At 67.8% G+C, this 26,146-nt stretch carries 20 protein-coding genes and 1 tRNA gene; 11 read left to right on the top strand and 10 right to left on the bottom strand.

Annotated features, from left to right (window positions below; genetic code table 11):
• Nucleotides 1-56: 56 nt before the first annotated feature.
• Nucleotides 57-2,435 (top strand): penicillin-binding protein, encoded by a 2,379-nt coding sequence (locus tag RHCRD62_RS24845; protein WP_172671133.1) that lies wholly within the window; start codon nt 57-59, stop codon nt 2,433-2,435.
• Between the two features lie 69 nt (nt 2,436-2,504).
• On the opposite strand, the gene RHCRD62_RS24840 is transcribed toward RHCRD62_RS24845, so the two are convergent.
• Nucleotides 2,505-2,981, bottom strand: a complete 477-nt coding sequence (locus RHCRD62_RS24840; RefSeq protein ID WP_050067421.1) for a GatB/YqeY domain-containing protein — start codon at nt 2,979-2,981, stop codon at nt 2,505-2,507.
• Between the two features lie 69 nt (nt 2,982-3,050).
• On the opposite strand from RHCRD62_RS24840, the gene RHCRD62_RS24835 reads away from it, so the two are divergent.
• Together RHCRD62_RS24835 and RHCRD62_RS24830 are read left to right on the top strand one after the other, a co-directional pair.
• A complete protein-coding gene (locus RHCRD62_RS24835; RefSeq protein WP_050067469.1) occupies nt 3,051-4,013 on the top strand; it encodes a metallophosphoesterase in 963 nt (320 codons plus the stop codon).
• 38 nt (nt 4,014-4,051) lie between these two features.
• A tRNA-Pro gene (locus RHCRD62_RS24830) sits at nt 4,052-4,125 on the top strand.
• A 71-nt stretch (nt 4,126-4,196) separates the two neighbouring features.
• Here the strand turns inward: RHCRD62_RS24830 and RHCRD62_RS24825 are convergent.
• From RHCRD62_RS24825 to RHCRD62_RS24815, 3 genes are all read right to left on the bottom strand, one after another.
• Nucleotides 4,197-5,003, bottom strand: a complete 807-nt coding sequence (locus RHCRD62_RS24825; protein ID WP_253277476.1) for an ABC transporter ATP-binding protein — start codon at nt 5,001-5,003, stop codon at nt 4,197-4,199.
• A complete protein-coding gene (locus RHCRD62_RS24820) occupies nt 5,000-5,710 on the bottom strand; it encodes a FadR/GntR family transcriptional regulator (RefSeq protein WP_253277475.1) in 711 nt (236 codons plus the stop codon). Before RHCRD62_RS24820 ends, RHCRD62_RS24825 begins: the two co-directional genes overlap by 4 nt.
• A gap of 75 nt (nt 5,711-5,785) precedes the next feature.
• Nucleotides 5,786-6,163 (bottom strand): VOC family protein, encoded by a 378-nt coding sequence (locus RHCRD62_RS24815; protein ID WP_050067420.1) that lies wholly within the window; start codon nt 6,161-6,163, stop codon nt 5,786-5,788.
• A 143-nt stretch (nt 6,164-6,306) separates the two neighbouring features.
• Between RHCRD62_RS24815 and RHCRD62_RS24810 the strand changes: the two genes are divergently transcribed.
• The 5 genes from RHCRD62_RS24810 (at nt 6,307) to RHCRD62_RS24790 (ending at nt 16,122) form a co-directional block, all read left to right on the top strand.
• Nucleotides 6,307-7,185: a GmrSD restriction endonuclease domain-containing protein gene (locus RHCRD62_RS24810; protein ID WP_253277474.1), complete on the top strand. Its 879-nt coding sequence runs from the start codon at nt 6,307-6,309 to the stop codon at nt 7,183-7,185.
• 254 nt (nt 7,186-7,439) lie between these two features.
• Nucleotides 7,440-10,298 carry an Ig-like domain-containing protein gene (locus RHCRD62_RS24805; RefSeq protein ID WP_253277473.1) on the top strand — a complete coding sequence of 953 codons (2,859 nt, stop codon included), beginning with the start codon at nt 7,440-7,442 and terminating at the stop codon, nt 10,296-10,298.
• A 272-nt stretch (nt 10,299-10,570) separates the two neighbouring features.
• Nucleotides 10,571-13,183, top strand: coding sequence for a beta strand repeat-containing protein (locus RHCRD62_RS24800; protein WP_050067417.1), 2,613 nt, complete (start codon nt 10,571-10,573; stop codon nt 13,181-13,183).
• 120 nt (nt 13,184-13,303) lie between these two features.
• Entirely contained in the window at nt 13,304-14,650 is a 1,347-nt protein-coding gene (locus RHCRD62_RS24795) for an MFS transporter (protein ID WP_050067416.1), read from the top strand.
• A gap of 5 nt (nt 14,651-14,655) precedes the next feature.
• Nucleotides 14,656-16,122: a pyridoxal phosphate-dependent decarboxylase family protein gene (locus RHCRD62_RS24790; RefSeq protein ID WP_050067415.1), complete on the top strand. Its 1,467-nt coding sequence runs from the start codon at nt 14,656-14,658 to the stop codon at nt 16,120-16,122.
• Nucleotides 16,123-16,173: 51 nt separating this feature from the next.
• On the opposite strand, the gene RHCRD62_RS24785 is transcribed toward RHCRD62_RS24790, so the two are convergent.
• The 4 genes from RHCRD62_RS24785 to RHCRD62_RS24770 form a co-directional block, all read right to left on the bottom strand.
• Entirely contained in the window at nt 16,174-16,650 is a 477-nt protein-coding gene (locus tag RHCRD62_RS24785; RefSeq protein ID WP_050067414.1) for a Dps family protein, read from the bottom strand.
• Between the two features lie 252 nt (nt 16,651-16,902).
• Nucleotides 16,903-17,364 carry a Fur family transcriptional regulator gene (locus RHCRD62_RS24780; protein WP_050067413.1) on the bottom strand — a complete coding sequence of 154 codons (462 nt, stop codon included), beginning with the start codon at nt 17,362-17,364 and terminating at the stop codon, nt 16,903-16,905.
• A gap of 80 nt (nt 17,365-17,444) precedes the next feature.
• On the bottom strand, nt 17,445-18,905 hold the full coding sequence (locus RHCRD62_RS24775) for a catalase (protein WP_050067466.1): 1,461 nt from the start codon (nt 18,903-18,905) through the stop codon (nt 17,445-17,447).
• Between the two features lie 199 nt (nt 18,906-19,104).
• Nucleotides 19,105-20,910: an alkyl/aryl-sulfatase gene (locus RHCRD62_RS24770; protein WP_050067412.1), complete on the bottom strand. Its 1,806-nt coding sequence runs from the start codon at nt 20,908-20,910 to the stop codon at nt 19,105-19,107.
• Nucleotides 20,911-21,057: 147 nt separating this feature from the next.
• Here RHCRD62_RS24770 and RHCRD62_RS24765 point away from each other — a divergent pair, with 147 nt between their 5' ends.
• Together RHCRD62_RS24765 and RHCRD62_RS24760 are read left to right on the top strand one after the other, a co-directional pair.
• Entirely contained in the window at nt 21,058-21,993 is a 936-nt protein-coding gene (locus tag RHCRD62_RS24765) for a hypothetical protein (RefSeq protein ID WP_050067411.1), read from the top strand.
• A 10-nt stretch (nt 21,994-22,003) separates the two neighbouring features.
• Complete coding sequence (locus RHCRD62_RS24760) at nt 22,004-22,378, top strand: hypothetical protein (RefSeq protein WP_050067410.1); 375 nt, start codon at nt 22,004-22,006, stop codon at nt 22,376-22,378.
• An 82-nt stretch (nt 22,379-22,460) separates the two neighbouring features.
• Here the strand turns inward: RHCRD62_RS24760 and RHCRD62_RS24755 are convergent, their stop codons facing one another.
• Together RHCRD62_RS24755 and RHCRD62_RS24750 are read right to left on the bottom strand one after the other, a co-directional pair.
• A complete protein-coding gene (locus RHCRD62_RS24755; protein WP_050067409.1) occupies nt 22,461-23,498 on the bottom strand; it encodes an aspartate-semialdehyde dehydrogenase in 1,038 nt (345 codons plus the stop codon).
• Nucleotides 23,499-23,502: 4 nt separating this feature from the next.
• Complete coding sequence (locus RHCRD62_RS24750) at nt 23,503-24,771, bottom strand: aspartate kinase (RefSeq protein WP_050067408.1); 1,269 nt, start codon at nt 24,769-24,771, stop codon at nt 23,503-23,505.
• A 143-nt stretch (nt 24,772-24,914) separates the two neighbouring features.
• Between RHCRD62_RS24750 and RHCRD62_RS24745 the strand changes: the two genes are divergently transcribed.
• On the top strand, nt 24,915-26,126 hold the full coding sequence (locus tag RHCRD62_RS24745) for a low temperature requirement protein A (protein WP_050067407.1): 1,212 nt from the start codon (nt 24,915-24,917) through the stop codon (nt 26,124-26,126).
• Nucleotides 26,127-26,146: the final 20 nt, after the last annotated feature.

Below are 26,146 nucleotides of genomic sequence, written 5' to 3'. Positions count from 1 at the left end.
AACCGCCCAGTTCACGGTGCGCGAAAGCCCCCACGTCGGGCACGTACCCTGTCCCTGTGCCCATCGCTAAAACAGTCGCGAAACTCGCCGGATGCACCGCCCTGGCGGGTGCACTTCTCGCGGGTGTGATGTTCCCCCTGGCAGGCGGATTCGGCATCGTCTCCAACCGTGCCGCCGACACCGTCGACAACGTCTCGGCCGAACTCGTCGAAGGCGACGTGCCCGCCGTGTCGACGATGGTCGACATCAACGGGAACCCCATCGCCTGGCTGTACGAGCAGCGGCGATTCGAGGTTCCGAGCGATCAGATCTCCAACGACATGAAGCTGTCGATCGTCTCGGTCGAGGACCGCCGCTTCGCCGATCATCAGGGCGTCGACTGGCAGGGCACCGTCCGCGCGTTCCTCACGAACACCACCAGCGGCCAGGTCGAGCAGGGCGCGTCGACCATCGACCAGCAGTACGTGAAGAACTACCAGCTGCTCGTCGTCGCGAAGACCGACGCCGAACGCCGCGCCGCGATCGAGACCACTCCCGCGCGCAAGATCCGCGAGATCCGGATGGCGCTCACTCTGGACAAGAAGCTCACCAAGGACGAGATCCTCACCCGGTACCTGAACCTGGTTCCGTTCGGAAACGCATCCTTCGGCATCCAGGACGCGGCGCAGACCTACTTCGGGATCGACGCCAAGGACCTGAATCTCACCCAGTCCGCGATGCTCGCGGGCATGGTGCAGTCCAGCTCGGCCCTGAACCCGTACACCAATCCGGAGGGCGTGCTCGACCGACGCAACACGGTGCTGGACACCATGATCGTGAACATCCCGGATCGGGCCGACGAGATCCGCGCAGCCAAGCAGGAACCGCTCGGCGTCCTCCCCGAGCCGCAGTCGCTGCCCCGCGGCTGCATCGCCGCGGGCAACCGGGGCTTCTTCTGCGACTACGCACTGCAGTACCTCGCCAACGCCGGCATCAGCCGCGAACAGGTCGAGAAGGGCGGTCTGCTGATCAAGACCACCCTCGACCCGAAGGTGCAGGACTCCGTGCACTCCGCGCTGACCGCGACCGCCCGACCCGACGTCGAGGGCGTCGCCGAGGTCATGAACGTCGTGCAGCCCGGCCAGGACCAGCATCGGGTCCTCGCGATGAGCAGCAGCCGCAACTACGGCCTGAACGGCGACGTCAACGAGACCGTGCAGCCGCAGCCGTACTCGCTGGTCGGCAACGGCGCCGGATCGATCTTCAAGTTGTTCACCACCGCTGCCGCGATGGAGAAGGGCCTCGGCACCAACGCCGTCCTCCAGGTACCGGGCCGGGTCGAGGTCAAGGGCATGGGCAACGGCGGCGCCCGCGGGTGCCCGGCCTCCACCTACTGCGTCGAGAACGCGGGCAAGTACCCGGCGTCGATGACGGTGACCGACGCGCTCGCGCAGTCACCGAACACGGCGTTCGTCAAACTCATCGAACAGGTCGGCGTGACACCGACCGTCGACATGGCCGTCCGTCTCGGCATGCGGTCCTACACGGAGCCCGGAACCTCGGGCTACGGCGACGGGCAGTCGATGGCCGACATGCAGAAGGGCCAGAACCTCGGCTCCTTCACCCTCGGCCCGACGTGGATCAACGCGCTCGAGCTGTCGAATGTCGCCGCGACCCTCAGCTCGCACGGAAAGTGGTGCCCTCCGAGCCCGATCGACTCGATCTTCGACCGCTACGGCAAGCCCGTCTCGATCACCGAGCAGGCCTGTGAACAGGTCGTCGAGCCGGGCCTCGCCGACACTCTCGCCAACGCGATGAGCAAGGACGACAAGCCGGGCGGCACATCAGCTGCGGCTGCAGGCGCGAACGGCTGGACGCTGCCGATGGCCGGCAAGACCGGAACCACCGAGTCCCACATGTCGTCCGCGTTCCTGGGGTTCACCAACAACCTCGCCGGCGCGGTCTACGTGTACGCGGACTCGCCGACACCGCGGGAGATCTGCACCTCGCCGCTGCGCCAGTGCGGCGACGGCAACGTCTTCGGCGGCAACGAGCCCGCACAGACGTGGTTCAAGGCCATGAAGCCGATCGTGGACGACTTCGGCCCGACCGAGCTGCCCCCGATCGATGCCAAGTACCAGCGCGGCTCGGCGAACGCGCAGGTTCCGAATGTCGCGGGCATGAGCGAGTCCCAGGCGACCGCCGCACTCAAGGCAGCCGGATTCCAGGTGAACGCGGTCGCGTCCGCGGGTGACGGCGCGAAGGGCACGGTGCTGAGCTCGTCGCCCGCCGGGTCCGCCGTCCCCGGGTCCGCGGTGACGCTCTACGTCAGCGACGGCACCCTCCGACAGGCACCGGCGGCGGCCGGGGCACCGGCACCGCGTCCGGGCGAGGTCCAGATCCAGATCCCGAACCTGCCCGCCCTGCCGCCCCTCCCCCTGCCGCTACCGCGGTAGCGAACGTCGCAGCCTGTGTGTGGTCGTCACCCGGTCGGGGTGACGACCACACACAGACCGACAGCGCACTCAGAGGCGGTCCCGGACCGCCTTCGAGACGCGGGAGCCGTCGGCCTTGCCTGCGGCGAGTGCTGTCGCTGCCTTCATGACCTGGCCCATCTGCTTCATCCCGGGCCGTTCGCCGATCTCCTCGGCGACCTGTGCGATCGCGGTGTCCGCGACGTCGGCCAGCTCGGCGTCGGTCAGGGGTGTCGGCAGGTACTCGTCGATGATCCGTGCTTCCGCCCGCTCGTTCGCGGCGAGTTCCCCGCGTCCGTTCTCGGTGTAGATCTCGGCGGCCTCACCGCGCTTCTTGGACTCCTTGGCGAGCACCTTGAGCACGTCGTCGTCGGTCAGTTCGCGGGCTTCCTTGCCGGAGACCTCTTCGGTCTGGATCGCGGCGAGGACCATCCGCAGCGTCTGGAGGCGCAGGGTGTCCTTGGCCTTCATCGCGGCGGTCATGTCGGCGCGGAGGGTGGATTTCAGGGTGGCTGTGGAGTCGGACATGGTTTCGAACGCTACGCGCCGCCACCGGCGACGCGCATGTCGATTCGGCACGCTGCGTATCCTGAATGGGTGTTTGACAATCCACGCACGGCCCTGCGGGGCGCCGCCACCGGTCTGGCCGGTGCTGCAGTGCTCGGCGTCGGTTACGCCTCCCTGATCGAGCGCAACGCCTTCACGTTGCGCGAGGTGACCATGCCGGTTCTGGAGCCAGGCTCCTCGAGCCTGCGCGTCCTGCATCTGAGCGACCTGCACATGATGCCCGGGCAGAAGCTCAAGCAGAACTGGCTCCGCGAGCTCGACCGGCTCGAGCCCGACCTGGTGGTCAACACCGGCGACAACCTGTCCCACCTGCGGGCGGTGCCATCCGTCGTCCAGTCGATGGGCGGGCTGCTCGCCCGCCCCGGACTGTTCGTCTTCGGTAGCAACGACTACTTCGGCCCCAAGCCGAAGAACCCGTTCAAGTACTTCAAGAAGGAGCACAAGCGCACCTTCGGCGAACCGCTGCCCTGGCAGGATCTGCGCGCGGCGTTCACCGAACGCGGGTGGCTCGACGTCACGCACAACCGTCGGGAGCTCGAAGTGGCGGGCGTGCGGATCGCGACGGCAGGCGTCGACGACCCGCACCTGAAGCGGGACCGCTACGACACCATCGCGGGTCCGCCGAATCCGATGGCGAACCTGAAGCTGGGCATCACCCATTCCCCGGAGCCTCGGGTTCTCGACCGCTTCGCCGAGGACGGCTACGACCTCGTGCTCGCCGGCCACACCCACGGCGGCCAACTGTGCCTGCCGTTCTACGGCGCACTCGTCACCAACTGCCAACTCGACCGCTCACGGGTGAAGGGTCCGTCGCGGTGGGGTTCACGGATGCAGTTGCACGTCTCCGCCGGGATCGGCACCTCCCCGTACGCCCCGGCCCGGTTCTGCTGCCGTCCCGAGGCCACCCTGCTGACCCTCGTACCGACCGCGGACAAGGGGCCCGAACAGGGGGTTCGACCAGGCGTTTCGCGTTCTTCGGCAGTCGTGCGCTAAGCTTTGCTGGCTGCCCGGGAACGGGGAGCGGCAATACTCGGGGTGTGGCGCAGCTTGGTAGCGCGCTTCGTTCGGGACGAAGAGGTCGTGGGTTCAAATCCCGCCACCCCGACAATGACGAGAGGCTCCATCCGATTCGTTCGGATGGAGCCTCTCGTCGTTTCGGCTCGATGCCGTGCCTGCTCAGTGAATTCGAGCCGCGCTGGTCGCGGACCACCGTCCGTTGTTCCGTTCGATCCGAACCGGATGTCCGAACGCGCGGGACACGGTGTCGGAATCGAGGACGTCGTCGACGGAACCCGACGCCATCACCCGCCCCTCGGAGAGCACCAGGGCGTGCGTCGTCGAGGCGGGAAGTTCCTCGAGGTGGTGGGTGACGAGCACCGACGCCAGGTCGGGTCGCAGTGTGCGCAGGTCCATCAGGACGTCGAGGAGTATTTCGCGCGCCGCGAGGTCGAGCCCGGTGGTCGGTTCGTCGAGCAGCAGCAGGTGAGGTTCCACGACGAGCGCACGGGCGATGAGCGCGCGGCCACGCTCACCCTGGGACAGGACGGCCCAGGGGCTGTCGACGCGGGCCGCAAGTCCGAGTGAGCCGATCAGCTCGTCGGTCCGCTGGAGGTCCGCCTCGGACGGCTGCCATCGCTTGGGTAGGTCGGCGGCGGCGAGCAATCCCGTCAGGACGACGTCGCGGACACCGAGTGACGGCTCGATCCGGGACCGCGGGTCGACATGTCCGATGTGGGTGCGCAGGGCCCTCATGTCGACACGGCCGAGCCGATGTCCGAGGACGTGGACCGTGCCGCGGGTCGGATGCAGGCGCGCCCCGCTCAGCGCAAGGAGCGTGGACTTGCCTGCCCCGTTGGGGCCGAGCAACGCCCACTGTTCACCGGCGGCGACGTCGACAGAGATGTCGGCGATGAGCTCTCTCCCCTGCCGGACGACGGCGACGTCACGCACGGACAGCACGGGAACATTCCCCACACCGGTCACGAGAGCGCTCCGAGGGCGGTAGCGATTCCGAGAAGATTTGTGCGCGTGAGACTTTCGGCCAGCTCGGCGTCACCCGCGAGCACGGCGTCGACGACGGCTGCGTGATCGCCCGCGTCGTGGTCGGCGACGGGCAGGAGCTCGAGGAGACGGGACATCTCGTCGACCAGGCGGGGACGGATGGTGTCGAAGAGCGCAAGGAGGAGCGGATTGTGGGCTGCGGCGACAACCGTTCGATGGAAGACGATGTCCCGGACGGCGAGATCGGCGGGCGACGCGTCGGTGTGCGCGTTCCGCTCCTCCAGTGCACGGGTGATCGCTGCGACGTCGGTGCTGTCGCGGTGGCCGGCGGCGAGCGCCGCCGCGCGAGACTCGATGGCCACGCGCACCTGGACGACGTCGGTGATCGCGGCGAGTTCGGCGAGCCGGTTCCACTCGTCGACGGCATCGACGGCGGCGACGAAGACGCCGACACCCTGGCGAGTGACGAGGACGCGCCGCGCCACGAGTTGGCGGATCGCCTCGCGGATGGTGGATCTGCCGACCCCGAGTTCGGAGGCGAGGGCCATCTCGCCGGGCAGCTGGTCGCCGACGTCCCACGTACCGTTCGCGATCTCGTCGAGCAGCGACTGGGCGGCACGCTGCGACAGCGGCACCCTGGTCAGCGCGTCCATCATGGTCGGGGCGCCCTTCGTCGGAGGTGTCGTCACCGACGATAGCCACTTGTCAGACAAGTAGCCAAGTCACCTCGGCAGCCCTCGGGCGTTGGGTGTCGAAACGGTTGCCTAGTCCTGGTGAATCTGGATCAGGTTGCCGCAGGTGTCGTCGAAGACTGCCGAGGCGCCGGACGGATCGGTGGTCGGCTCGCCGGTGAATCGGACGCCGAGGCCGATCAGCCGCTCGTACTCCGCCCTCACGTCGGGCACCCCGAACACGATCGCGGGCAGACCAAGTCCGTAGACGCCCTCGCGGTACGCGGTGGCGATCGGGTTGTCGCTCGGCTCGAGGAGCAGGCCCACTCCGTCCGGATCCTGCGGGGACTTCACGATGAACAGATTGTGGTCGGGCATGGCGAGCAGTTCCTGGAACCCCAGCGTCTGGGTGTAGAAGTCGAACGCCGCGGCGGGATCGATGACGTGGACACCGCACATCTTGATTCGCATCACCCGAGGCTATCGGTGACCGCCCGACCCCGCAGAACGCCGCGCCACACTGTCAGGGCAGAGTTGCGGGCACCCACTCGACACAGGAGCCTCCCATCGCCATGTCGCGCCGTCGTATTCGCACAGGTCTCGTGGCGATTCTGATGCCGATCCTTGTGTGGTCGTCCGGCTGCGCGAGTGACGATGCCGCGCCGCCTGCGACGTCGACGGACTCGCCGGCGGACGCGGCACTCACGGCCGTCTCCACGCCGAGTGCGCTCGAAAACGCCGACGCCGCCGAAGCACTCGCGCTGCTGTCCGGCTTGCCGATCAAGGGACGGGCACCCAAGACCGGCTACGAGCGTGTGCAGTTCGGTGAGTCGTGGACGGATGACGTCGATGTCGACGGCGGCCACAACGGGTGCGACACCCGCAACGACATCCTCCGGCGCGACCTCACTGCGGTCGTGACGAAGGACGGAACCCGGGGATGCAAGGTGCAGTCCGGGTCTCACTTCGACGAATACACCGGCAATACAAACCCTTTCGTGTCCGGGCAGGACACCTCGCCGCTCGTGCAGATCGACCACGTGGTCGCGTTGTCGAATGCTTGGCAGACCGGCGCCCAGCAACTCGACCTTCCCACCCGCACGGCGCTCGCGAACGACCCACTCAACCTCCAGGCCGTGGCGGGGGCGGTGAACCAGGAGAAGGGGGACGGCGATGCCGCGACCTGGCTGCCGCCGCGAAAGGGCTACCGCTGCACGTACATCGCGCGTCAGATCGCCGTGAAGGCGAAGTACGGACTCTGGGTCACGCAGGCCGAACACGACGCGATGGCGCGGGTGCTGGGGAACTGCGACTCGGCCGAATCCGCCGCGGCGCCGCAGCCGGAGACGGTGCCGACCGATCGCGGGGGCACCTACTTCGCCAACTGCGCTGCCGCGCGCGCCGCGAATGCCGCACCCCTACACGTGGGACGCCCCGGATACCGGGCCGAGATGGACGGCGACGGCGACGGCGTCGCCTGCGAATCCAACTGAATACGTTCCCAATTGTGTCAACAATTGTCGAAGTTAGTGTTAACCATGCGATGGAATTATTACTCGACAGTAGGTTAAACCCCAGGTAGAGGGCTGTTGCCAGAACCAACGTAGACCGAGTAGATGAATCGTCGGATCGCGCAAACAAAATTCTCCCAAACTGCAACGCGTTCTCACTTCCACTGGCATGGTGTGGTGAATTTCGCCCAGCCGAGGCCCTACGGACACGGTCCGGGGGCATGGAGGAGTGCTCGATGCCAAAACCAACAATGCGGCAGGTTGCCGTGCCGGTGACATCAGCCGCGGTCGTAGCGGGGATGATGCTGATCGGAACCCCAGCCAACGCGGCGACCAGCGTTACCAACTTCGGTAGCGCTTGCGTCGCAGGCAGCATCATCGGTGACCAGAACAAGAACGTTGCCGCCTCCATGACGGTCGACGCTCCCGACACGGTCGCCCCCGGGGAGGTGTTCACCTACCGCATCCAGCCGAACGCGTCGTCTTACCCCAACTCCGAGTCCGGCGCGACCACGACGAACATCTCCCGCATCAAGTACGACTACGAGCTCCCCGCCAACACGGAATGGGTCAGCGGCGCCGTGGTCGCCGGCACTGCCGTCGGCCTGGACAACGTCGCCCCGAACGTCCTCCTCGTGAACGACTCCGGCAATGTTGACGCCAACGGACGAGTGATCCGCCTCTCCGGCAACAACCAGGTCGCCGGTAACAGCCCGACCAGCAGCACGAACTCCGAGGGTGGCATCCGTGTCCCCAAGACCAAGAAGAACCTGGACGGCTCCAACAGCAGTAACGGAGACACCTGGTTCCGGCTGCCTGCCATCGACATCACCGTCAGGGCTCTGGCCACTGGAGTTGTCACGCCGCGGGTCCGCATCACCGGCGCCGCCGCCAACCACGGTAGCTACGAGAGCTTCAGCACCTCTCTCGCGAAAGCGAGCTTCCTGGGAACCCAATGGGCCCCGACGCGCTGCACGCCGCGCGACAACAAGGACGCCGCACTCAACGCAGGCGCCGGCCCGCTTGCGACGATCACCGTCGGCAACTCGGGTCCGGTCGTCGTGGACTCCACCACGACCCTGAACGTCCCGGCGACCGCCAAGACCGGCACCGCCGTCAACCTCATCGCCACCGTCGCCCCCGCGGACGCCACCGGCACCGTCCAGTTCAAGGACGGCGGGACGAACATCGGCGCACCCGTCGCCGTCAATAACGGCACCGCGACGCTGAACCACACCTTCACCACCAACGGCGCACACAGCATCACGGCGGTCTACAGCGGCGATGCGACGCGCAACCCGTCGACGTCCGCCGCGGGCAACGTCGAGGTCTCGACCGATCCGGTGATCGTCGACACCACCACGACGCTGAACGCCCCGGCGACCGCCAAGACCGGCACCGCCGTCGACCTCACCGCCACCGTCGCCCCCGCGGGCGCCACCGGCACCGTCCAGTTCAAGGACGGCGCCACCGACATCGGTGCACCGGTCGCTGTCAACAACGGCACCGCCACTCTGAATCACACCTTCACCACCACGGGTGCGCACAGCATCACCGCCGTGTACTCGGGTGACGCGACGAACCACCCGTCCACCTCGGCAGCCTCGACTGTCGACGTGTCCGTGAACGTCGTCGACACCACCACGACGCTGAACGTCCCGGCGACCGCCAAGACCGGCACCGCCGTCGACCTCACCGCCACCGTGGCCCCGACGGAAGCCACGGGCACCGTCGAGTTCAAGGACGGCGCAACGGTTCTCGGTTCCGCTCCGGTGAACGGTGGAACGGCCACGCTCAACCACACCTTCACCACCGACGGCGCGCACAGCATCACCGCCGTCTACAGCGGCGCCGAGGGCTTCGCCACCAGCACCTCCGCTGCGAGCAACGTCGACGTCTCCACCGATCCGGTGATCGTCGACACCACCACGACGCTGAACGTCCCCGGCACCGCCAAGACCGGCACCGCCGTAGACCTCACCGCCACCGTCGCACCGTCCGACGCCACGGGCACCGTCGAGTTCAAGGACGGCGCAACCGTTCTCGGCACCGCACCGGTCACCAATGGTGTTGCGACGCTGAACCACACCTTCACCACCGACGGCACCCACAACATCACCGCCGCCTACTCCGGTGACGCCACCAACCACCCGTCGACCTCCGCGGCCGGCACGGTTGAGGTCTCCACCGACCCGGTGATCGTCGACACCACCACGACGCTGAACGTCCCCGGCACCGCCAAGACCGGCACCGCCGTAGACCTCACCGCCACCGTCGCACCGTCCGACGCCACGGGCACCGTCGAGTTCAAGGACGGCGCAACCGTTCTCGGCACCGCACCGGTCACCAATGGTGTTGCGACGCTGAACCACACCTTCACCACCGACGGCACCCACAACATCACCGCCGCCTACTCCGGTGACGCCACCAACCACCCGTCGACCTCCGCGGCCGGCACGGTTGAGGTCTCCACCGACCCGGTGATCGTCGACTCGACCACCGACCTGAACGTCCCGGCGACCGCCAAGACCGGTGCCGAGGTGGCCCTCACCGCCACCCTGAATCCGAACACCGCGACCGGCACCGTCGAGTTCAAAGACGGCGCAACCGTTCTCGGCACCGCACCGGTCACCAATGGTGTTGCGACGCTGAACCACACCTTCACCACCGACGGCACCCACAACATCACCGCCGCCTACTCCGGTGATGCCACCCACAACCCGTCGACCTCGGTCGCCGGCACCGTGGAGGTCTCCACCGACATCGTCGTCGTCGACACCGCCACGACCGTGAACGTCCCGGCGACCGCCAAGACAGGCACCGCCGTCGAGCTCAAGGCAATCGTGAGCCCGACCGATGCCAGCGGAACGGTCGAGTTCAAGGATGGTGCAACGGTTCTCGGTACTGCACCGGTCGTCAACGGTGTTGCGACGCTGAACCACACCTTCACCACCGACGGCACCCACAACATCACCGCTGCCTACTCCGGTGACGCCACCCACAACGCGTCCACCTCGGACGTCGCGACCGTCGCGGTGACGACGGATCCGGGCACCCCGGGGGGTGGTTCGTTGGAGAACATCTTCGGATCGTGATCGCTCGATGATCGCGTGATCTTCACATCTCATACCGACGGACGCCCCCTCGCGGGGGCGTCCGTTCGGCTTTCTCCGGCCCGCCAACTCGGCGACGGCCGTTGCGACACAGCTGAACACACGCGAACCACCGTCATTCAGTCGATGTAAATTCTCCCAAACATGCTTTGGTACAACCGAACTCCGCTACTGCGAAGGTGATGGCCGGTAGCTTCCAGACTCGTACCGTCGTGGCCGGCGCCCATTGCCCGGCCTCCCCCGAGGAGGTAGCAGTGTCCCTGTCCCTGTCCCGTCGCCTCGCGACACCACTGATCGCGGCGTCGGCCGTGACCGGTCTGGTGTTCGGAGTGACCAGCGGCGTCGCCGCCGCCGATCCACCCCAGTCGTCGAGGTCGCTCCAAGACCAGCAGCTGCTCCTCTCGAAGGAAGTGGTCGGCAGCAATGTCGTCCTCCCCGGCAGCTCCGTCACCTACCGGACCACGATCGGCTACACCACCGCCAACGGCGTCGGTAACGCCACCCTGAACCAGCTGTCGATTTCGTACCTGCGCGAGGTGCCGCCGGCCGGCTGGACCCGTACCGCGCAGTCCCTGAGCTACGCCGGCGGCGGCGGAAGCTTCTCGACTCAGGACGGCGGTGCGAAGGTCACCTGCAGCAGCGGCTGCACCTTCCTCGTCGGTGGTTACGTGATCAAGTCCGGCCAGTCGGCCGTCCTCACCACCACCTACACGGTGCCCGCAAACACCGCCCCCGGCGTCTACGACAGCGGCGCCTTCTCGGCCCAGCCGAACACCTGGAGTGGTGGCGAGCGCGGCAGCAACAACTTCGGTGTCTTCGTTCAGGTCGCCGACCCAACCGTCGCGACGACCACGACGCTGAACGTCCCCGGCACCGCGACGGTCGGCCAGTCCGTCGCCCTCACCGCGAACGTCGGCCCGGCCAACTCCGTCGGCACCGTGCAGTTCAAGGACGGCGGCGTCGACATCGGAGGACCGGTCACGGTGTCGGGCGGCAACGCCACCCTGAACCACACCTTCACCGCCGCCGGGAACCACGACATCACCGCGGCGTTCACCGCAGGCGCCGGCTTCTACAACTCGACATCCGGCCTGCAGACGGTCGCGGTGTCGCTCGCCGAGTCGACCACCACCGTGAACGCCCCGGCGACCGCATACACCGACGAGGCGATCGACCTCACGGCCACCGTCGCCCCGGCCGGTGCCACCGGCACCGTCCAGTTCAAGGACGGCACCACCGACATCGGCGCGCCCGTCCCCGTCAATGGCGGCACCGCGACGCTGAACCACACCTTCACCACGGTCGGCAACCACGACGTCTCCGCCGTCTACAGCGGCGACGCCACCCACGGCCCGTCGACCTCGGCCGTGTCATCCGTCGACGTGTCCGTCAAGGTCGTCGACACCACGACCACGCTGAACGCTCCGGCGACGTCCACGATCGGACAGGCCGTCGATCTCACGGCCACCGTCGACCCGGCCGGCGCCACCGGCACCGTCCAGTTCAAGGACGGCACCACCGACATCGGCGCGCCCGTGCCCGTCAATGGCGGCACCGCGACGCTGAACCACACCTTCACCACGGTCGGCAACCACGACGTCACCGCCGTCTACAGCGGCGACGCCACCCACAACCCGTCCACCTCGGCAGGCTCCGCCGTGGACGTGACGGTCGTCGGGACCACCACCGCTCTGAACGTCCCGGCCACCGCCGTCACCGGTGCGGCCGTCGACCTCGTCGCCACCGTCGACCCGGCCGGCGCCACCGGCACCGTCGAGTTCAAGGACGGCGACACGGTTCTCGGCACCGCACCGGTCACGGACGGCACCGCCACCCTGAGCCACACGTTCACCACGGCGGGCAGCCACTCGATCACCGCCGCGTACTCGGGTGACGCGTCGAACGCTCCGTCCACCTCGGCGGCATCGACGGTCGACGTCACGGTCGCGGTCGTGGACACCACCACGACGCTGAACGTCCCGGCGACCGCCGCCACCGGCGCAGCGGTCGACCTCACCGCCACCGTCGCACCGGCAGAGGCCACCGGCACCGTCGAATTCAAGGACGGCGCAACCGTTCTCGGCAGCGCCCCGGTCAACGCCGGCGTCGCCACCCTGAACCACACCTTCAGCACCGTCGGCAACCACGACATCACCGCCGTCTACAGCGGCGCCGATGGCTTCGCCACCTCCACCTCGGCGGTCTCGTCCGTCGAGGTCGCGGTCAACGTCGTCGACACCACCACCACGCTGAATGTCGCGGCAACCGCCACCACCGGCACTGCGGTCGACCTCACCGCCACAGTCGCACCGGCAGAGGCCACCGGCACCGTCGAATTCAAGGACGGCGCAACCGTCCTCGGCACCGCACCGGTCACGGGCGGCACCGCCACCCTGAGCCACACCTTCACCACGGCGGGCAGCCACTCGATCACGGCTGTGTACGGGGGCGCCGATGGCTTCGCAGGCTCCTCCAGTACGCCGAGCACCGTCTCGGTGACCGACCCGGCACCGGGCGACGTCGCGACCGTCACGACGGTCGAGGCACCGACCTCCGCCGCCACCGGCGACCCGGTCAGCCTCACCGCCACGGTCAAGACCGACGCGGGCGTCCTCGTCACCACAGGCACCGTCCGCTTCTTCGACGGCGCCACCCCGATCGGCGAGGAGATCACCGTTGTCGACGGCAAGGCGGTCCTGACGCACGCCTTCGCTGAGACGGGTGCACGTCAGGTGACCGCCGTGTACTCGGGTGAGGCCGGGTTCACCGGGTCCACGTCGGCGGTGTCCACGATCACCGTCGCCGACCCCGGGACCCCGGGCGGCTCCGGATCGGCCGGTTCTCTGGAGAACATCTTCGGTTCCTGATCGCCGGCAACCAGCAGGACAGAGCGAATGCCCCTCACCCCGGGTGAGGGGCATTCGCCCGTTCCGGACGGTGTGCGCACAACCCTCCCCCAAGCTGGACACGTGTCCTATGTTTACCGAATGACCACGGCACCTCCCCGGCTGAGCAGGCGAACGGTCACCGGATATTCCCTCGGATCCGTCGGCACCGGCGGGTTCGCGACCCTCCCCGGCCTGGTTCTCGCGTACTACCTGACCGACACCCTGGCCGTGCCCGCGATCGCCGCGAGCGTGCTCGTGTTCGCACCCAAGGCTCTCGACGTGCTGATCAACCCGCTGATCGGCGCGCGTTCCGACGGCGACGCGGCCCGCACGGGCACCCGCAGGCGATTCCTGCTGCTCGGCGCACTCACGTTGCCGGTGTTCTTCGCACTCACCTTCGCCGTTCCGTCCGGACTCTCCGCCGCGGCGTCGGGACTGTGGGTCGGCGCGGCATTCATCGCCGCCGCGATCGCGTTCGCACTGTTCCAGGTCCCCTACATCGCGCTGCCCGCCGAACTCACCGAGGACTACCTCGAGCGGTCCCGCTTGATGTCCTGGCGGGTCGCCCTGCTCGGTGTCGCGATCCTGCTGTTCGGTGCGGGGGGCCCGGCGCTACGAGAGATCGGCGGCGGCGGACGGACCGGATACCTCGTGATGGGCGTCGTCGCGGGTGCGATCCTCGGCCTGGGAATGCTTGCGGCGTGGTCGATCGCACCGCGAGGACGAGCACAGAGCCCGGTCGAATCCCCGACGGCACACGGATTCTCCGACACGTTCGCCGCAGTTCGGGCCAGCGCACCCTTCCGGGTGCTGCTCCTGACATTCGCACTGCAAGCACTGGCGACGGGCACCATGCTCGGCGCCGCCCAGTACGTCGCGACCTACCTGCTCGACTCCGAAGGCGCGGTGTCGGTGCTGTTCGCGGCACTCGTCGGGCCCGCGGTCGCGGTGATGCCGCTGTGGATGCGACTCGTACGCAGCTGGGGCAAGCAGCGCACCTTCCTGCTCGCGTCGGCGCTGTTCCTCGCGTCTACGATCGCCCTGCTCGGCCTGCTGGTCGGCGCGGGCCCGTGGATCTATCCGGTGGTCGCCGTGGCCGGAATCGGCTATGCGGGCATGCAGATGCTGCCGATGTCGATGCTGCCCGACGTCATCACCGATCACGAGGAGCGGACCGGTGGCAGTGTCCGCGCGGGCGCGTTCAGCGGGGTCTGGACAGCCGCCGAGACCGCCGCGATGGCATTGGGTCCTGCGGTGGTCCTGTTGATCCTCGCCGCAACGGGATTCGTCTCGTCCTCGGGCGAGGACGTCGTGGCGCAGTCCGACGCGGCATTGGCGGGCATCGCCGTGGCGTTCACCGCTGTCCCAGCGGCCCTCGTCACGGTCAGCATCGTCGTGCTCCGCAGATACCAGCTCGCAGCAGAAGATCGAAACAGGAGTCAGTGAGTCGCATGCAGTTCGAGCAGTCACCCCAGGACGTTCTCGCCCGTCTCGACGAATTGCGGGAGGCGGACGCCCCCACCTCAGGCGGACGTCTGCTGTCGTACGTCTACGACTCCGGTATCGCCGAACTCGACGACCTCGCCGGGGCCGCCGCACGAAAAGCACAGCCGCTCAACGGCCTCGACCCCACCACCTTCCCGTCGGTGGCCGCCCTCGAACGCGATCTCGTCGCCCTCGCCCGGTCAGTTCTCGCCGACGGCGTGGACGGCGTCGTCGGATCGGTGACCAGCGGCGGCACCGAGAGCTGCATGCTCGCCGTGAAGTCGGCGCGCGACACGTGGCGTGCCGTGACGGGACGCGAGGATCGACCGACGTTGGTGATCGGGTCGACCGCGCATGCGGCGTTCATCAAGGCCGCGCACTATCTGGACCTGCGCCTGCGGGTACTGCCCGTCGACCCGGATACCTGTCGTCTGCGGCCGGACGACGTGGCCGCGGCACTCGACGACTCCGTCGCACTGGTGGTCGCGTCCACCCCGTCGTATCCGCACGGCGCACTCGACCCGATCACCGAGATCGCGGAAGTTTGTGCTGCGCAGGGTGTCCCGGTGCACGTCGACGGCTGCATCGGCGCCTGGGTGCTGCCGTGGTGGCCGGGCGCGGACACCCGACCGCTGTGGGATCTTCGCGTGCCCGGGGTCGCGAGCCTGTCCGTGGATCTGCACAAGTACGGCTACGCCCCCAAGGGGGTGTCCGTGTTGTTGTACCGGGACCGGGACCGGCACCGCAGGCAGTGGTTCGCCACGAGCGCGTGGCCCGGGTACGCGGTGGTGAACCCGACCATGCTCGGGTCGCGCACCGTGATGCCGATCGCCGCCGGATGGGCCGTGTCGAAGGCGTTGGGTGGAAACGGATTCGACGAGCTGACCGGGAGGATCGCGCGTTCCGCGGCACACCTGCGGGCAGTGATCGACGACATCGACGGACTCCGGATCGTCGGCGATCCGGTCGGGCCGCTGCTGGCGGTCGCGACGGACACCTCGATCCCCGAGGATCGACGCGTCGACCCGCACCGGTGGGCGGACGCGGCGCGTGAGCTCGGGTGGGTGCTGCAGCCGCAGCCCGGCCGGACCCAGTCCGACGGCACGGTCCTGCCGCGTACAACCCACCTCACGCTGACGCCGGTGACGGAGGCCGTCGCTGACGACCTGGCCACCGCCGTCACCAAGGCTGCCGACGCCGTGCGCGGAGTACCGGGCGCCGTGGCACCGGAGGATTTCATCGCGGCTGCCGACCACATCCGCCCCGAGGACCTCACCAGCGAGAACTGCGCGGCAGTCCTGACGCTCGCCGGACTCGATCCGACGGCGGGCCTCGGCGGATCCATGGCCGACCTACTCGCCCTGATCGAGGCACTGCCGGAGCCCGTCGCCGAACGGCTGCTGATCGAGTTCCTGGCCCGCTTCATGGAGTGAGACAGCGAGTGGCCGGCCCCGCAGGGCCGGCCACTCGCTCACACCACCGGATCAGGCAGCGCGGGCCTGCCACATCCAGTGCAGCTGCTCGAGGCGAGCGGTGAAACCGATGAGCAGGTCCTGCGTGACGGGGTCCGCCTTCTCCGTTGCCTCGATCCGCGCGCGCAGTCGCTCCACGACAGCGGCCAGGTTAGCGACGATCGCGTCGACGACATCGGTGTCACTGGTCCAGCCGGCACCGAAACCGGTGGTTCCGGCGTCGGAGGCGACGGTCGCCGCACGCCCGTCCGGACTGACACCGATCGCGGTGGCCCGCTCGGCAGCGGCGTCGGTGAAGTCGCGCGCGACCGTGACCAGTTCGTCGAGCGACTCGTGGACGGACAGGAAGTTACGTCCGATGACGTTCCAGTGCGCCTGCTTGGCGACGAGGCTCAGATCGATCAGATCGACGACGGTACCCTGCAGCGCGTCACCTGCGATCTGCTGCTGCCCGGCGTCGAGTGTGCTTGCGATGGGGCCCTTGGTCATTCTCTTCTCCTACTCTCGTCGAAGTTCGGTCGGCCGTGTCCGGTCGACACTGTTCTTCGGTCCGCCTTGTGTTCCAAGGCGTTTCGGTTCGAATACATTCCGCCCCACTCGCGATACCCAACGAAACGAATCCGCATACATTGCGCCGCGAATCTCGTTCGGCCGAGTTCTGCGGCGGACACTGGAGGTGTCCGGTCGAACCGAGGGGGCCGTCATGGATTCCGTTGTTCTGTTCTTGCTGGCCTGCGCCGTCTACTGGTGGTCCAACTGGTGATCCGGGCTCTTCGCGCTGCGACACCGGTCGCAACGGCCCCAGAACACCACCTCGGCCTCGTCGATCTCGAAGCCGTGCGACTGCGACGGCTCCAGGCACGGGGCGTGTCCGACGACGCAGTCGACGTCGACGACGCGGCCGCAGTCGCGGCACACCAGGTGATGGTGGTTGTCACCGGTCCGCGCCTCGAACCGGGCCGGTGACCCGGCCGGTTCGATGCGGCGCAGAAGTCCCGCGTTGACGCAGGCCTTGAGTACGTCGTACACGGCCTGGGTGGAGACCGAGCCGAGTTCGGCCCGGACCTCGGCCGCCACCTCGTCGGCATCGGAATGCGGGTTCGTGGCCACCGCTCCCAGAACGGCGAGTCGCGGCGCGGTGACGCGCAGTCCCGCCGCACGCAACTGCGCGCGGGGGTCCGTGTGCGTGCCGTTTTCCTGCATGTCCCGAGTATCCCCGCCATTTCTGGAACAAGTCAAGAAAAGGTCGGTGTGCCGCTCGCCACCCCGAGGCGGCGGACGAGTCAGGCGTCGAGCGCCGCGAGGGCCTTCGACACACCTTCCCCGTATGCCGGATCACACCGGGTGCAGTTGGCGATGTGACGCTGCACGATCTGCGGGTCGACGCCGTGAATGTTGCGCGCGGTGTTGTCGAACAACGCCTGCTTCTGCTCGGCGTTCATCAGGTTGAACAGCGCCCGCGGCTGTGAGTAGTAGTCGTCGTCGTCCGCGCGGTAATCGAAGTGGTCGGCGATGGCACCGACCGCCTGCGCCGGCTCCCGGTACTGCGGTTGTTCCTGCCACTTGCCGTACGAGTTCGGCTCGTAGTGCAGCGAGCTGCCCTGGTTGCCGTCCACGCGCATCGCGCCGTCCCGGTGGAAGTTCGCCACCGGACAACGGGGCGCATTGACCGGGATCTGGAAATTGTTGACACCCAGCCGATAGCGCTGCGCGTCGCCGTAGGAGAACAGCCGTCCCTGCAACATCCGGTCGGGCGAGAAGCTGATGCCGGGCACCACGTGCGCCGGGTTGAACGCCGCCTGCTCGACCTCGGCGAAGTAGTTGTCGGGGTTGCGGTTGAGCTCCCACTCCCCGACCTCGATCAGCGGGTAGTCACCCTTCGGCCACACCTTGGTCAGGTCGAACGGGTGGTACGGCACCGTCTGGGCGTCCGCTTCCGGCATGATCTGCACCATCAGCTTCCACTTCGGGAACTCGCCGCGCTCGATCGCCTCGTACAGGTCACGCTGGTGACTCTCGCGGTCCTGCCCGACCAGGTCAGCAGCCTCGGCGTCGGTGAGGTTCTCGATCCCCTGCTGGCAGCGGTGGTGGAACTTGACCCAGTACCGCTCACCGGCCGCATTGATGAAACTGAAGGTGTGCGAACCGAATCCGTGCATGTTGCGGTACGAGGCCGGGAGCCCACGGTCGCTCATCACGATCGTCACCTGGTGCAGCGCCTCGGGGAGACTGGACCAGAAGTCCCAGTTGTTGTTCGCGCTGCGCATGTTCGTGCGCGGGTCACGCTTGACCGCATGGTTGAGGTCCGGGAACTTGAGCGGGTCACGGAAGAAGAACACCGGGGTGTTGTTGCCAACGAGGTCCCAGTTGCCCTCCTCGGTGTAGAACTTCACCGCGAATCCGCGGATGTCGCGCTCGGCGTCGGCGGCGCCGCGCTCACCGGCCACCGTGGAGAAACGGGCAAACAGGTCGGTCTTCTTGCCGACCTCGGAGAAGATCTTCGCGGAGGTGTACTTCGTGATGTCGTTCGTGACGGTGAACGTGCCGTACGCACCGGATCCCTTGGCGTGCATACGTCTTTCCGGGATGACCTCCCGATCGAAGTGCGCGAGCTTCTCGAGGAACCAGACGTCCTGCAGCAGCTGCGGGCCACGAGGCCCCGCAGTGGCGACGTTCTGATTGTCGGGTACCGGCGCTCCGACCGCGGTGGTCAGGGTGGTGTCAGTGTTCTTCGGGTCGTTCATGGGTGATCCCTTCGCTTTCTCCACGCCGTCGGCGTGGTGCTCGTCCGGACCTCGGTTGAACTCGGCGGTGGCCGTGCCGCGGGGGCTGTTCACGGCATGGGGCCGAACTCGGCCACCGGGTCAACCACAACACCTTTTCTGGAATTAGTCAAAACAAAGCCCGGCCCGGCGTGGCTCACCACACCGGGCCGGACACGTCTCAGGGGGTGACGATCGCGAAGGCCGGGTCGGGCTCGTCGAGCACCGCCACGAGGCGCTTCAACGCGGCCGGGTCGCCCGTGTACTCGACCCCGTCGAGTCCGCCACCGGCCAGGATCGCGAGCAACTGCACCTTGGTGAGCGTGACCACCAGGTCGGACGACGCCTCGGATCTGGGGTCGGGAGTCTGAATCAGCGCACCGTTCGACAGCGCCAGCCTGATCGTGGTGTTCAGGTCGGTGAAATTCCATGTGATGCACAGTGATTCACTGGCCGCGCGCACGCCGTCGACCCGGATCGCCAGGGTGTCGAAGAGTTGCTCGACGGTCAGCGCCGCGGCCATGCCTGCACCGAGATCGATGTCCGGCGGGGTGATCTCCCCCCGCAGTTCCTTCGCACCTGTGAGGTAGAAGTTGCGCCACGTCGGGTTCTCCGCGCCGAAACCGAGCCGGGTGTACACGTCGGCGAGGGCCTCCCGGGCGTCGGTGTTGTCCGGGTCGGCGAACACGGCGTGTTTGAGGAGTTCGGCGGCGAACCGCAGATCGCCACCGTCCGTGTACCCGCGGGCCTTCTCCAGAACAGCGGGGACGCCACCGAGGACGTCGACATACCTGGTGGCGAGTTCCTGCGGCGGATGCTGCCACAGCGACGACGGATTGCCGTCGAACCACCCCATGTAGCGCTGGTAGATCGCCTTGACGTTGTGACTGACCGAGCCGTAGTAGCCGCGCGCGTGCCACGCCGCGTCCAACGTGGGCGGCAGCGTGAACTGCTCCGCGATCTCCGCACCGGTCAGGCCGACGTTGAGCATTCGGAGGGTCTGATCGTGCAGGTAGGCGTACAGGTCGCGCTGCTCGGACAGGAACCGGCGGATGCTGTCGCCACCCCAGGTCGGCCAGTGGTGCGAGGCGAACACGACGTCGGAATCGTCGACGAACAGTTCGATCATCTCGTCCAGGTACCGGGACCAGATGCGCGGGTCCCGCACGAGCGCGCCGCGCAAGGTCAGCAGATTGTGCAGGTTGTGCGTCGCGTTCTCGGCCGCGCACAGGGCCCGCTTCTCCGGAAAGTGGAAGTTCATCTCGGATGGCGCCTCGGTTCCGGGCGTGATCTGGAAGACGATCCGCACCCCGTCGACCGTCTCCTCCTGCCCGGTGTGGGTGATGTCGAGCGTGGGCGGAATCAGACCGAGCGAACCACCCGACACCGCGATGCCGAGCCCCAGCCCGACCTGGCCCTGGGGCCCGGCCTCGAGTGTGGCGCCGTACTGGTAGTTCGCCCGCCGGTTCATCGCCGTGCCCGCGTACACGTTCTCCGACACCGCCTCCGCGAGGAACCCTTCCGGCGCGATGATCGGAATGTCCCCGGCGCCGTCCGGCAACACCCCCATCACACCCCCGAAGTGATCCCCGTGCGAATGGGTGTAGATCAGGCCGGTGACCGGCCGGTCGCCCCGGTGCTCCCGGTACAGCGCGAGGCCGGCTGCCGCGCACTCGGCAGAGATCATCGGATCGATCACGATCACTCCGCTGTCCCCCTCGACCAGGGTCATGTTCGAGATGTCGAATCCACGGATCTGATAGATGCCGTCGGTGACCTCGAACAACCCGCTCCGGTAGCAGAGCTGGGCCTGCCGGAACAGACTGGGATTGACGGTCTCCGGACACTCGCCACCGAGGAAGCCGTACTTGCTGAGGTCGAACACGACGCGCCCCTCGGCGTCGGTGATCGTCACCGGGTCCAGCGTGGCGATGAACCCCCGCCCTGCGTTGTCGAAATCCGTACGGTCCGAAAAGTCCAGGGCCATTGCCGATCAACTCCGTTCGCGTGGGGACACCGGTCCGTCCCCATCGTGTCCACGTCCCCAAGGCCCTGGATCATCCGTTTCGGGTGAATGGCACCCCGCCGAGGATTTGGGGTGCCGCACCGCCCCGACGTCAGGTTGACTTGCTCTGTGAAGCCCACCAAGTTGTCGGTCGAGTTGGCCAAGGAAGCCCTCGAGGTGCGCAAGCAGTCGGCGCACGGCTGGCTGCGCGGGACCACACCGGGACGCACCGTCGCCCGGGCGATCCGCGGACTCGCCGAAATCGAACTCGCCGACCGGGCGATGACGCTCGCCGCGCAGGAGTTCATCTCCGTCCTGCCCGTCATCATCGCCGTCGGAACGTTCAGCAACCTCGACCTCGCCTCCGGCACCCTGTCGTCCCAATTCGGCATCGACCCCGGATCGCTGACATCCATCACCCGCACCACGGCCGACGCCGTCGAGGCGAGCCCGCCGACCTTCGCCGCCTTCGGCGTCGTCGGGATCTTGATGGTCTTGATCAGCGGCACTTCCTTCGCCCGCGCCCTCGGCCGCGTCTACGGCAAGGTCTGGGACGTACCGGCACTGAGCGTGAGCGGGTGGTGGCGTTGGATCGCCGTCGTCGTCGCCGTCGCAGCCGCGATCGGCCTCCTCGGCCGGGTGCGGCACTTCTCCACGGTCGAGTGGATCGGACCTCCACTCGCATTCCTGGGCGAAGCCCTCGTCTGGTTCGGCCTGTGGATGGCGGTGCCGTACCTGCTCACACAGGGCCGGCTCGCCGGCCGGGTGCTGTGGGCAACCGCTGCACTGACCTCGGCGTGCCTCACCGCCATCGGCATCGGCGGCCTCGTCTACCTACCCCTCGCCGTGGCATCCGCACAGAGCAAGTTCGGCGAACTTGGCGTCGTGTTCACCGCCATCACCTGGCTGTTCGTCCAGTCCGCCGCCGTGGTCGGGTCGACCGTCGTCGTCAAGGCACTCGCACTCGACGAGGGGCCGATCGGACGAGCGCTCCGCGGTCCCGTCGCCGACGCCGTGGTCGAAGCGAACGACCGGGACCTTCCACAGGCCGAACACAGCGGCTAGCGTTTCGACCATGACCGACAGTCGGCAGCGGCTCGACCTCGGCGCCACCGTCACCGAGGCGCAGAGACTCCTCGACCACGGATCACCGGAGGAGGCGACCGCCCTGCTTGCCGGGGCCGCGGCGTCCGCCCCGGATTCGGAACTGGAACTCTGGCAGGGCCTGGCACTGCTCACCGAAGGGCTCACGCAGATCGCGCGGAACGATGCCGCGGCACCGAGCACCCTGCGACGCGGCGCCGAACTGTTGGACGCGCACGAAGTGAGCCCGCCGCATGCCCTCGACATCGGCGGGCTCGTCGGGTGGGCACGGCACCTGGTCGCCGAACTCGGTGATGCCGCGGCCTACCCCGACGCGCCCCCGATCCCTCGGTTCCGCCTCCCCTGACCCCAATGCCTGAATGGCCCATTCATACAGTCGGACTGTATGAATGGGCCATTCAGGAAGGGTGGGAAGCAGGCAGACGGCGTCAGCCGACGAGCAGCTCCGCAATCTGGATGGTGTTCAGTGCGGCACCCTTGCGCAGGTTGTCACCGCACACGAACAGCGCGAGGCCGCGACCGCCGGGGACGCCCGGGTCCTGCCGGATGCGACCGACCAGCGAAGGGTCGCTGCCCGCGGCGGCGAGCGGCGTCGGGACCTCGACGAGTTCGACGCCGGGCGCGTCGGCGAGCAGTTCCTTCGCGCGCTCGACGGACAGCGGGTTGCCGAACTCGGCGTTGATGGACAGCGAGTGTCCGGTGAAGACGGGCACGCGAACGCAGGTGCCACTGACCAGCAGATCCGGAATCCCCAGGATCTTGCGGGACTCGTTGCGCAGCTTCTGGTCCTCGTCGGTCTCGCCGCTGCCGTCCTCGACGAGCGAACCGGCGAGCGGGATGACGTCGAACGCGATGGGGGCGACGTACTTGTTCGGTGCGGGGAACGCGACCGCCGAGCCGCTGTGCACGAGCTTCTCGGCGTCGTCGATGACCGCGCGCACCTGGGTGGCGAGCTCGTCGACACCGGCCAGGCCGCTGCCGGACACGGCCTGGTAGCTGGAGACGATCAGCCGCTGCAAGCCGGCCTCGTCGTGCAGCACCTTGAGCACCGGCATCGCGGCCATCGTGGTGCAGTTCGGGTTGGCGATGATGCCCTTCGGCGGGTTCTTCGCCTCCTCCGGGTTCACCTCGCTGACCACGAGGGGGACCTCGGGATCCTTGCGCCACGCGGACGAGTTGTCGATGACGGTGGCACCGGCGGCGGCGAACCGCGGGGCCTGCGCGCGCGAGAGGGTGGCACCGGCGGAGAACAGCGCGATGTCGATGCCCTTGAGGTCCTCGTCGGACACCGCGGCGGCGTCCTCGACGACGATGTCCTCGCCGCGGAACGGCAGGGTGGTTCCGGCCGAACGGGCGGATGCGAAGAACCGCACCTTCTCGGCGGGGAAGTTGCGCTGCTCGAGCAGGCCGCGCATGACGGCGCCGACCTGCCCGGTGGCGCCGACGACTGCAATGGTCAGTGCCATGGGGTTACCGTCCTGTTCCTGCGTGGACGACGGCCTCTTCGTCGCCGCCCAGATCGAATGCCTTGTGGATCGCGCGAACCGCATTGTCGAGGTCGGCGTCGTCAACGAGCACCGAGATCCGGATCTCCGAGGTGGAGATCAGGTCGATGTTGATGCCGGCCTCGGCGAGCGCCTCGCAGAAGGTGGCGGTGACGCCCGGGTGGCTCTTCATGCCCGCGCCGACGAGGGACACCTTGCCGATGCTCTCGTTGGAGAGAACCTCGGAGAACCCGATCTCGCTCTGGAGCGCGGTCAGCTTCTCCACCGCGGCGGGCAGATCGGTCTGCGGCAGCGTGAAGGTGATGTCGGTCTTGCCCGTCTCCACCTTCGAGATGTTCTGCAGGACCATGTCGATGTTGATCTCGGCGTCGGCGACGGCGCGGAAGACCTTGGCCGCGTATCCGGGCACGTCGGGCAGGCCGACGACGGTGACCTTGGCCTCGGAGCGGTCGTGCGCGACGCCGGTGAGGATGGCTTCTTCCACGGGAATGTCCTCCATCGATCCGGACACCATGGTGCCGGGCTTGGTGGTGTACGAGGAACGGACGTGCACGGGCACGTTGTAGCGACGGGCGTACTCGACGCACCGCAGCATCAGGACCTTCGCCCCGCACGCCGCCATCTCGAGCATCTCCTCGAAGGAGACGGTGTCGAGGCGCTGGGCGTCGGAGACGATCCGCGGGTCGGCGGTGTAGATGCCGTCGACGTCGGTGTAGATCTCGCAGACGTCGGCCTTCAGTGCCGCGGCCAGCGCGACAGCGGTGGTGTCGGACCCGCCGCGACCGAGGGTGGTGACGTCCTTGCTGTCCTGGCTGACGCCCTGGAATCCGGCGACCAGCACGATCGAGCCGCGGTCGAGGGCGTCGCGGACGCGGCCCGGGGTGACGTCGATGATCTTGGCGTTGCCGTGCGCACCGGTCGTGATGACGCCTGCCTGCGACCCGGTGAACGATCGGGCCTCCTCGCCGAGGGAGTGGATCGCCATCGCGACGAGCGAGTTGGAGATGCGCTCACCCGAGGTCAGCAGCATGTCCATCTCGCGCGCGGGCGGACCGCCGGGGCATACCTGCTGCGCGAGGTCGAGCAACTCGTCGGTGGTGTCGCCCATTGCCGAAACGACAACGACGACGTCGTTGCCTGCGCGTTTCGTCTCAACGATCCGTTCGGCGACGCGTCGGATTCGCTCGGCGGACGCCACCGAGGATCCGCCGTACTTTTGCACGACGAGTGCCACGCCAATCAACCTCCGGATCTGGGATCTGGTTACGAAGTCCGATTGTCAACCTTACCGACGGTGGCCGGGCGACTTTCATCCAGCCGGGCATCAGCAATCCCGAGGACACTGCGTGTTCATGTGACCACTGCCACGATGGGGTCATGACCTTTCCTCGGCGACTACGCCTGCAGCAGGTGCAGGAGCGTGCCTCGGTTTCCCCGCTGGAGCTGTTCTTCGACCTCGTGTTCGTGTTCGCGTTGACCCGAGTCACCGACCTGATGGCGGACGACCCGAGTGGAACCAACCTGCTGCGCGGGGTTCTCGTCATGGCCGTCGTGTGGTGGTGCTGGGTCGGGTACTCGTGGCTGTGGAACCTGGTCCGTGCCGACGAGGGCGTCGCCCGGGTGGTGATGTTCGCCGCGATGGGCGCGGTGTTCATCGTGGCTCTCACCATCCCCGAGGCGTTCGACGACCTGCCCGGCGGCCTGTCCGGCCCGGTCGTGTTCGCACTCGGCTACTTCGTGGTGCGACTGCTGCACCTGCTGATGTTCTTCGTCATCAGCAGGGAGGACCCCCAACTACGCAGTCAGGTCCTCCGATTCGTGCCGAGCATGGCGGTCGGCACCGTCTGCCTGTTGATCGCGTCCCAGCTGACCGGCCCCGCCCAGACCGCGATGTGGTTCCTCGCCCTGGCAGGCGACTACCTCGGCACAATGATCGGCGGCGCGGGGTGGCGGCTGCGATCGGTGAGCCATTTCGCCGAACGGCACGGGCTGATCGTCATCATCGCGCTGGGTGAATCGATCACCTCGATCGGCATCGGGGTGGCGGCGCTGCCGATCTCGTGGGCGATCATCGTCGCGACACTGCTCGGGCTCGCCGTGTCGGCGCTGATGTGGTGGACGTACTTCGACGTCACGTCCCTTGCCGTCGAGCACGCCTTCGAGTCCGCGACGGGCACCCGGGTGATCAGGATCGCCCAGCACTGCTACACCTTCGCGCACATGCCGATGGTGGCGGGGATCGTGCTCATGTCGCTCGGGTTGAAGAAGGTGCTCTCGTACGTCGCGGACGGAAACCACCACCGCCTCACCGACCCGCTGTACGGCTGGCCGCTCGTGGCGCTGCTCGGCGGCGCCGCCTTGTTCCTGCTGGCGCTGGTCTACTTCAAGGCGTACCCGACCGGGTCGATCACCTATCCCCGGGTCGTGACGGCGGCCGTGCTGGTCGCGTTGATCCCCGTGCTCTGGCACACCCCCGCGCTCGCGACACTGGCAGCGCTCACCGCGGTGCTGGCCGCGATGATCGGATACGAGACGTGGCGGTTCGCCGATCCTCGCGACCGGATCCGGCACCGGGCGGACGAGGGCTGAACGACCGGGACGTGTCGGGC

This window comes from Rhodococcus sp. RD6.2 (assembly GCF_001040705.1).
Lineage (GTDB): Bacteria > Actinomycetota > Actinomycetes > Mycobacteriales > Mycobacteriaceae > Rhodococcus_G.
This window is presented reverse-complemented; position numbering and strand designations above follow the sequence as displayed.

What these genes read in the sequence shown, in the direction of transcription:
- RHCRD62_RS24810 (WP_253277474.1), top strand. Translation starts at nt 6,307, where the DNA reads ATGCCGATCCTTGTGTGGTCGTCCGGCTGCGCGAGTGACGATGCCGCG.
- RHCRD62_RS24780 (WP_050067413.1), bottom strand. Translation starts at nt 17,364, where the DNA reads ATGCAGGAAAACGGCACGCACACGGACCCCCGCGCGCAGTTGCGTGCG.
- RHCRD62_RS24805 (WP_253277473.1), top strand. Translation starts at nt 7,440, where the DNA reads ATGCCAAAACCAACAATGCGGCAGGTTGCCGTGCCGGTGACATCAGCC.
- RHCRD62_RS24790 (WP_050067415.1), top strand. Translation starts at nt 14,656, where the DNA reads ATGCAGTTCGAGCAGTCACCCCAGGACGTTCTCGCCCGTCTCGACGAA.
- RHCRD62_RS24755 (WP_050067409.1), bottom strand. Translation starts at nt 23,498, where the DNA reads ATGGCACTGACCATTGCAGTCGTCGGCGCCACCGGGCAGGTCGGCGCC.
- RHCRD62_RS24745 (WP_050067407.1), top strand. Translation starts at nt 24,915, where the DNA reads ATGACCTTTCCTCGGCGACTACGCCTGCAGCAGGTGCAGGAGCGTGCC.
- RHCRD62_RS24775 (WP_050067466.1), bottom strand. Translation starts at nt 18,905, where the DNA reads ATGAACGACCCGAAGAACACTGACACCACCCTGACCACCGCGGTCGGA.
- RHCRD62_RS24760 (WP_050067410.1), top strand. Translation starts at nt 22,004, where the DNA reads ATGACCGACAGTCGGCAGCGGCTCGACCTCGGCGCCACCGTCACCGAG.
- RHCRD62_RS24785 (WP_050067414.1), bottom strand. Translation starts at nt 16,650, where the DNA reads ATGACCAAGGGCCCCATCGCAAGCACACTCGACGCCGGGCAGCAGCAG.
- RHCRD62_RS24770 (WP_050067412.1), bottom strand. Translation starts at nt 20,910, where the DNA reads ATGGCCCTGGACTTTTCGGACCGTACGGATTTCGACAACGCAGGGCGG.
- RHCRD62_RS24795 (WP_050067416.1), top strand. Translation starts at nt 13,304, where the DNA reads ATGACCACGGCACCTCCCCGGCTGAGCAGGCGAACGGTCACCGGATAT.
- RHCRD62_RS24840 (WP_050067421.1), bottom strand. Translation starts at nt 2,981, where the DNA reads ATGTCCGACTCCACAGCCACCCTGAAATCCACCCTCCGCGCCGACATG.
- RHCRD62_RS24815 (WP_050067420.1), bottom strand. Translation starts at nt 6,163, where the DNA reads ATGCGAATCAAGATGTGCGGTGTCCACGTCATCGATCCCGCCGCGGCG.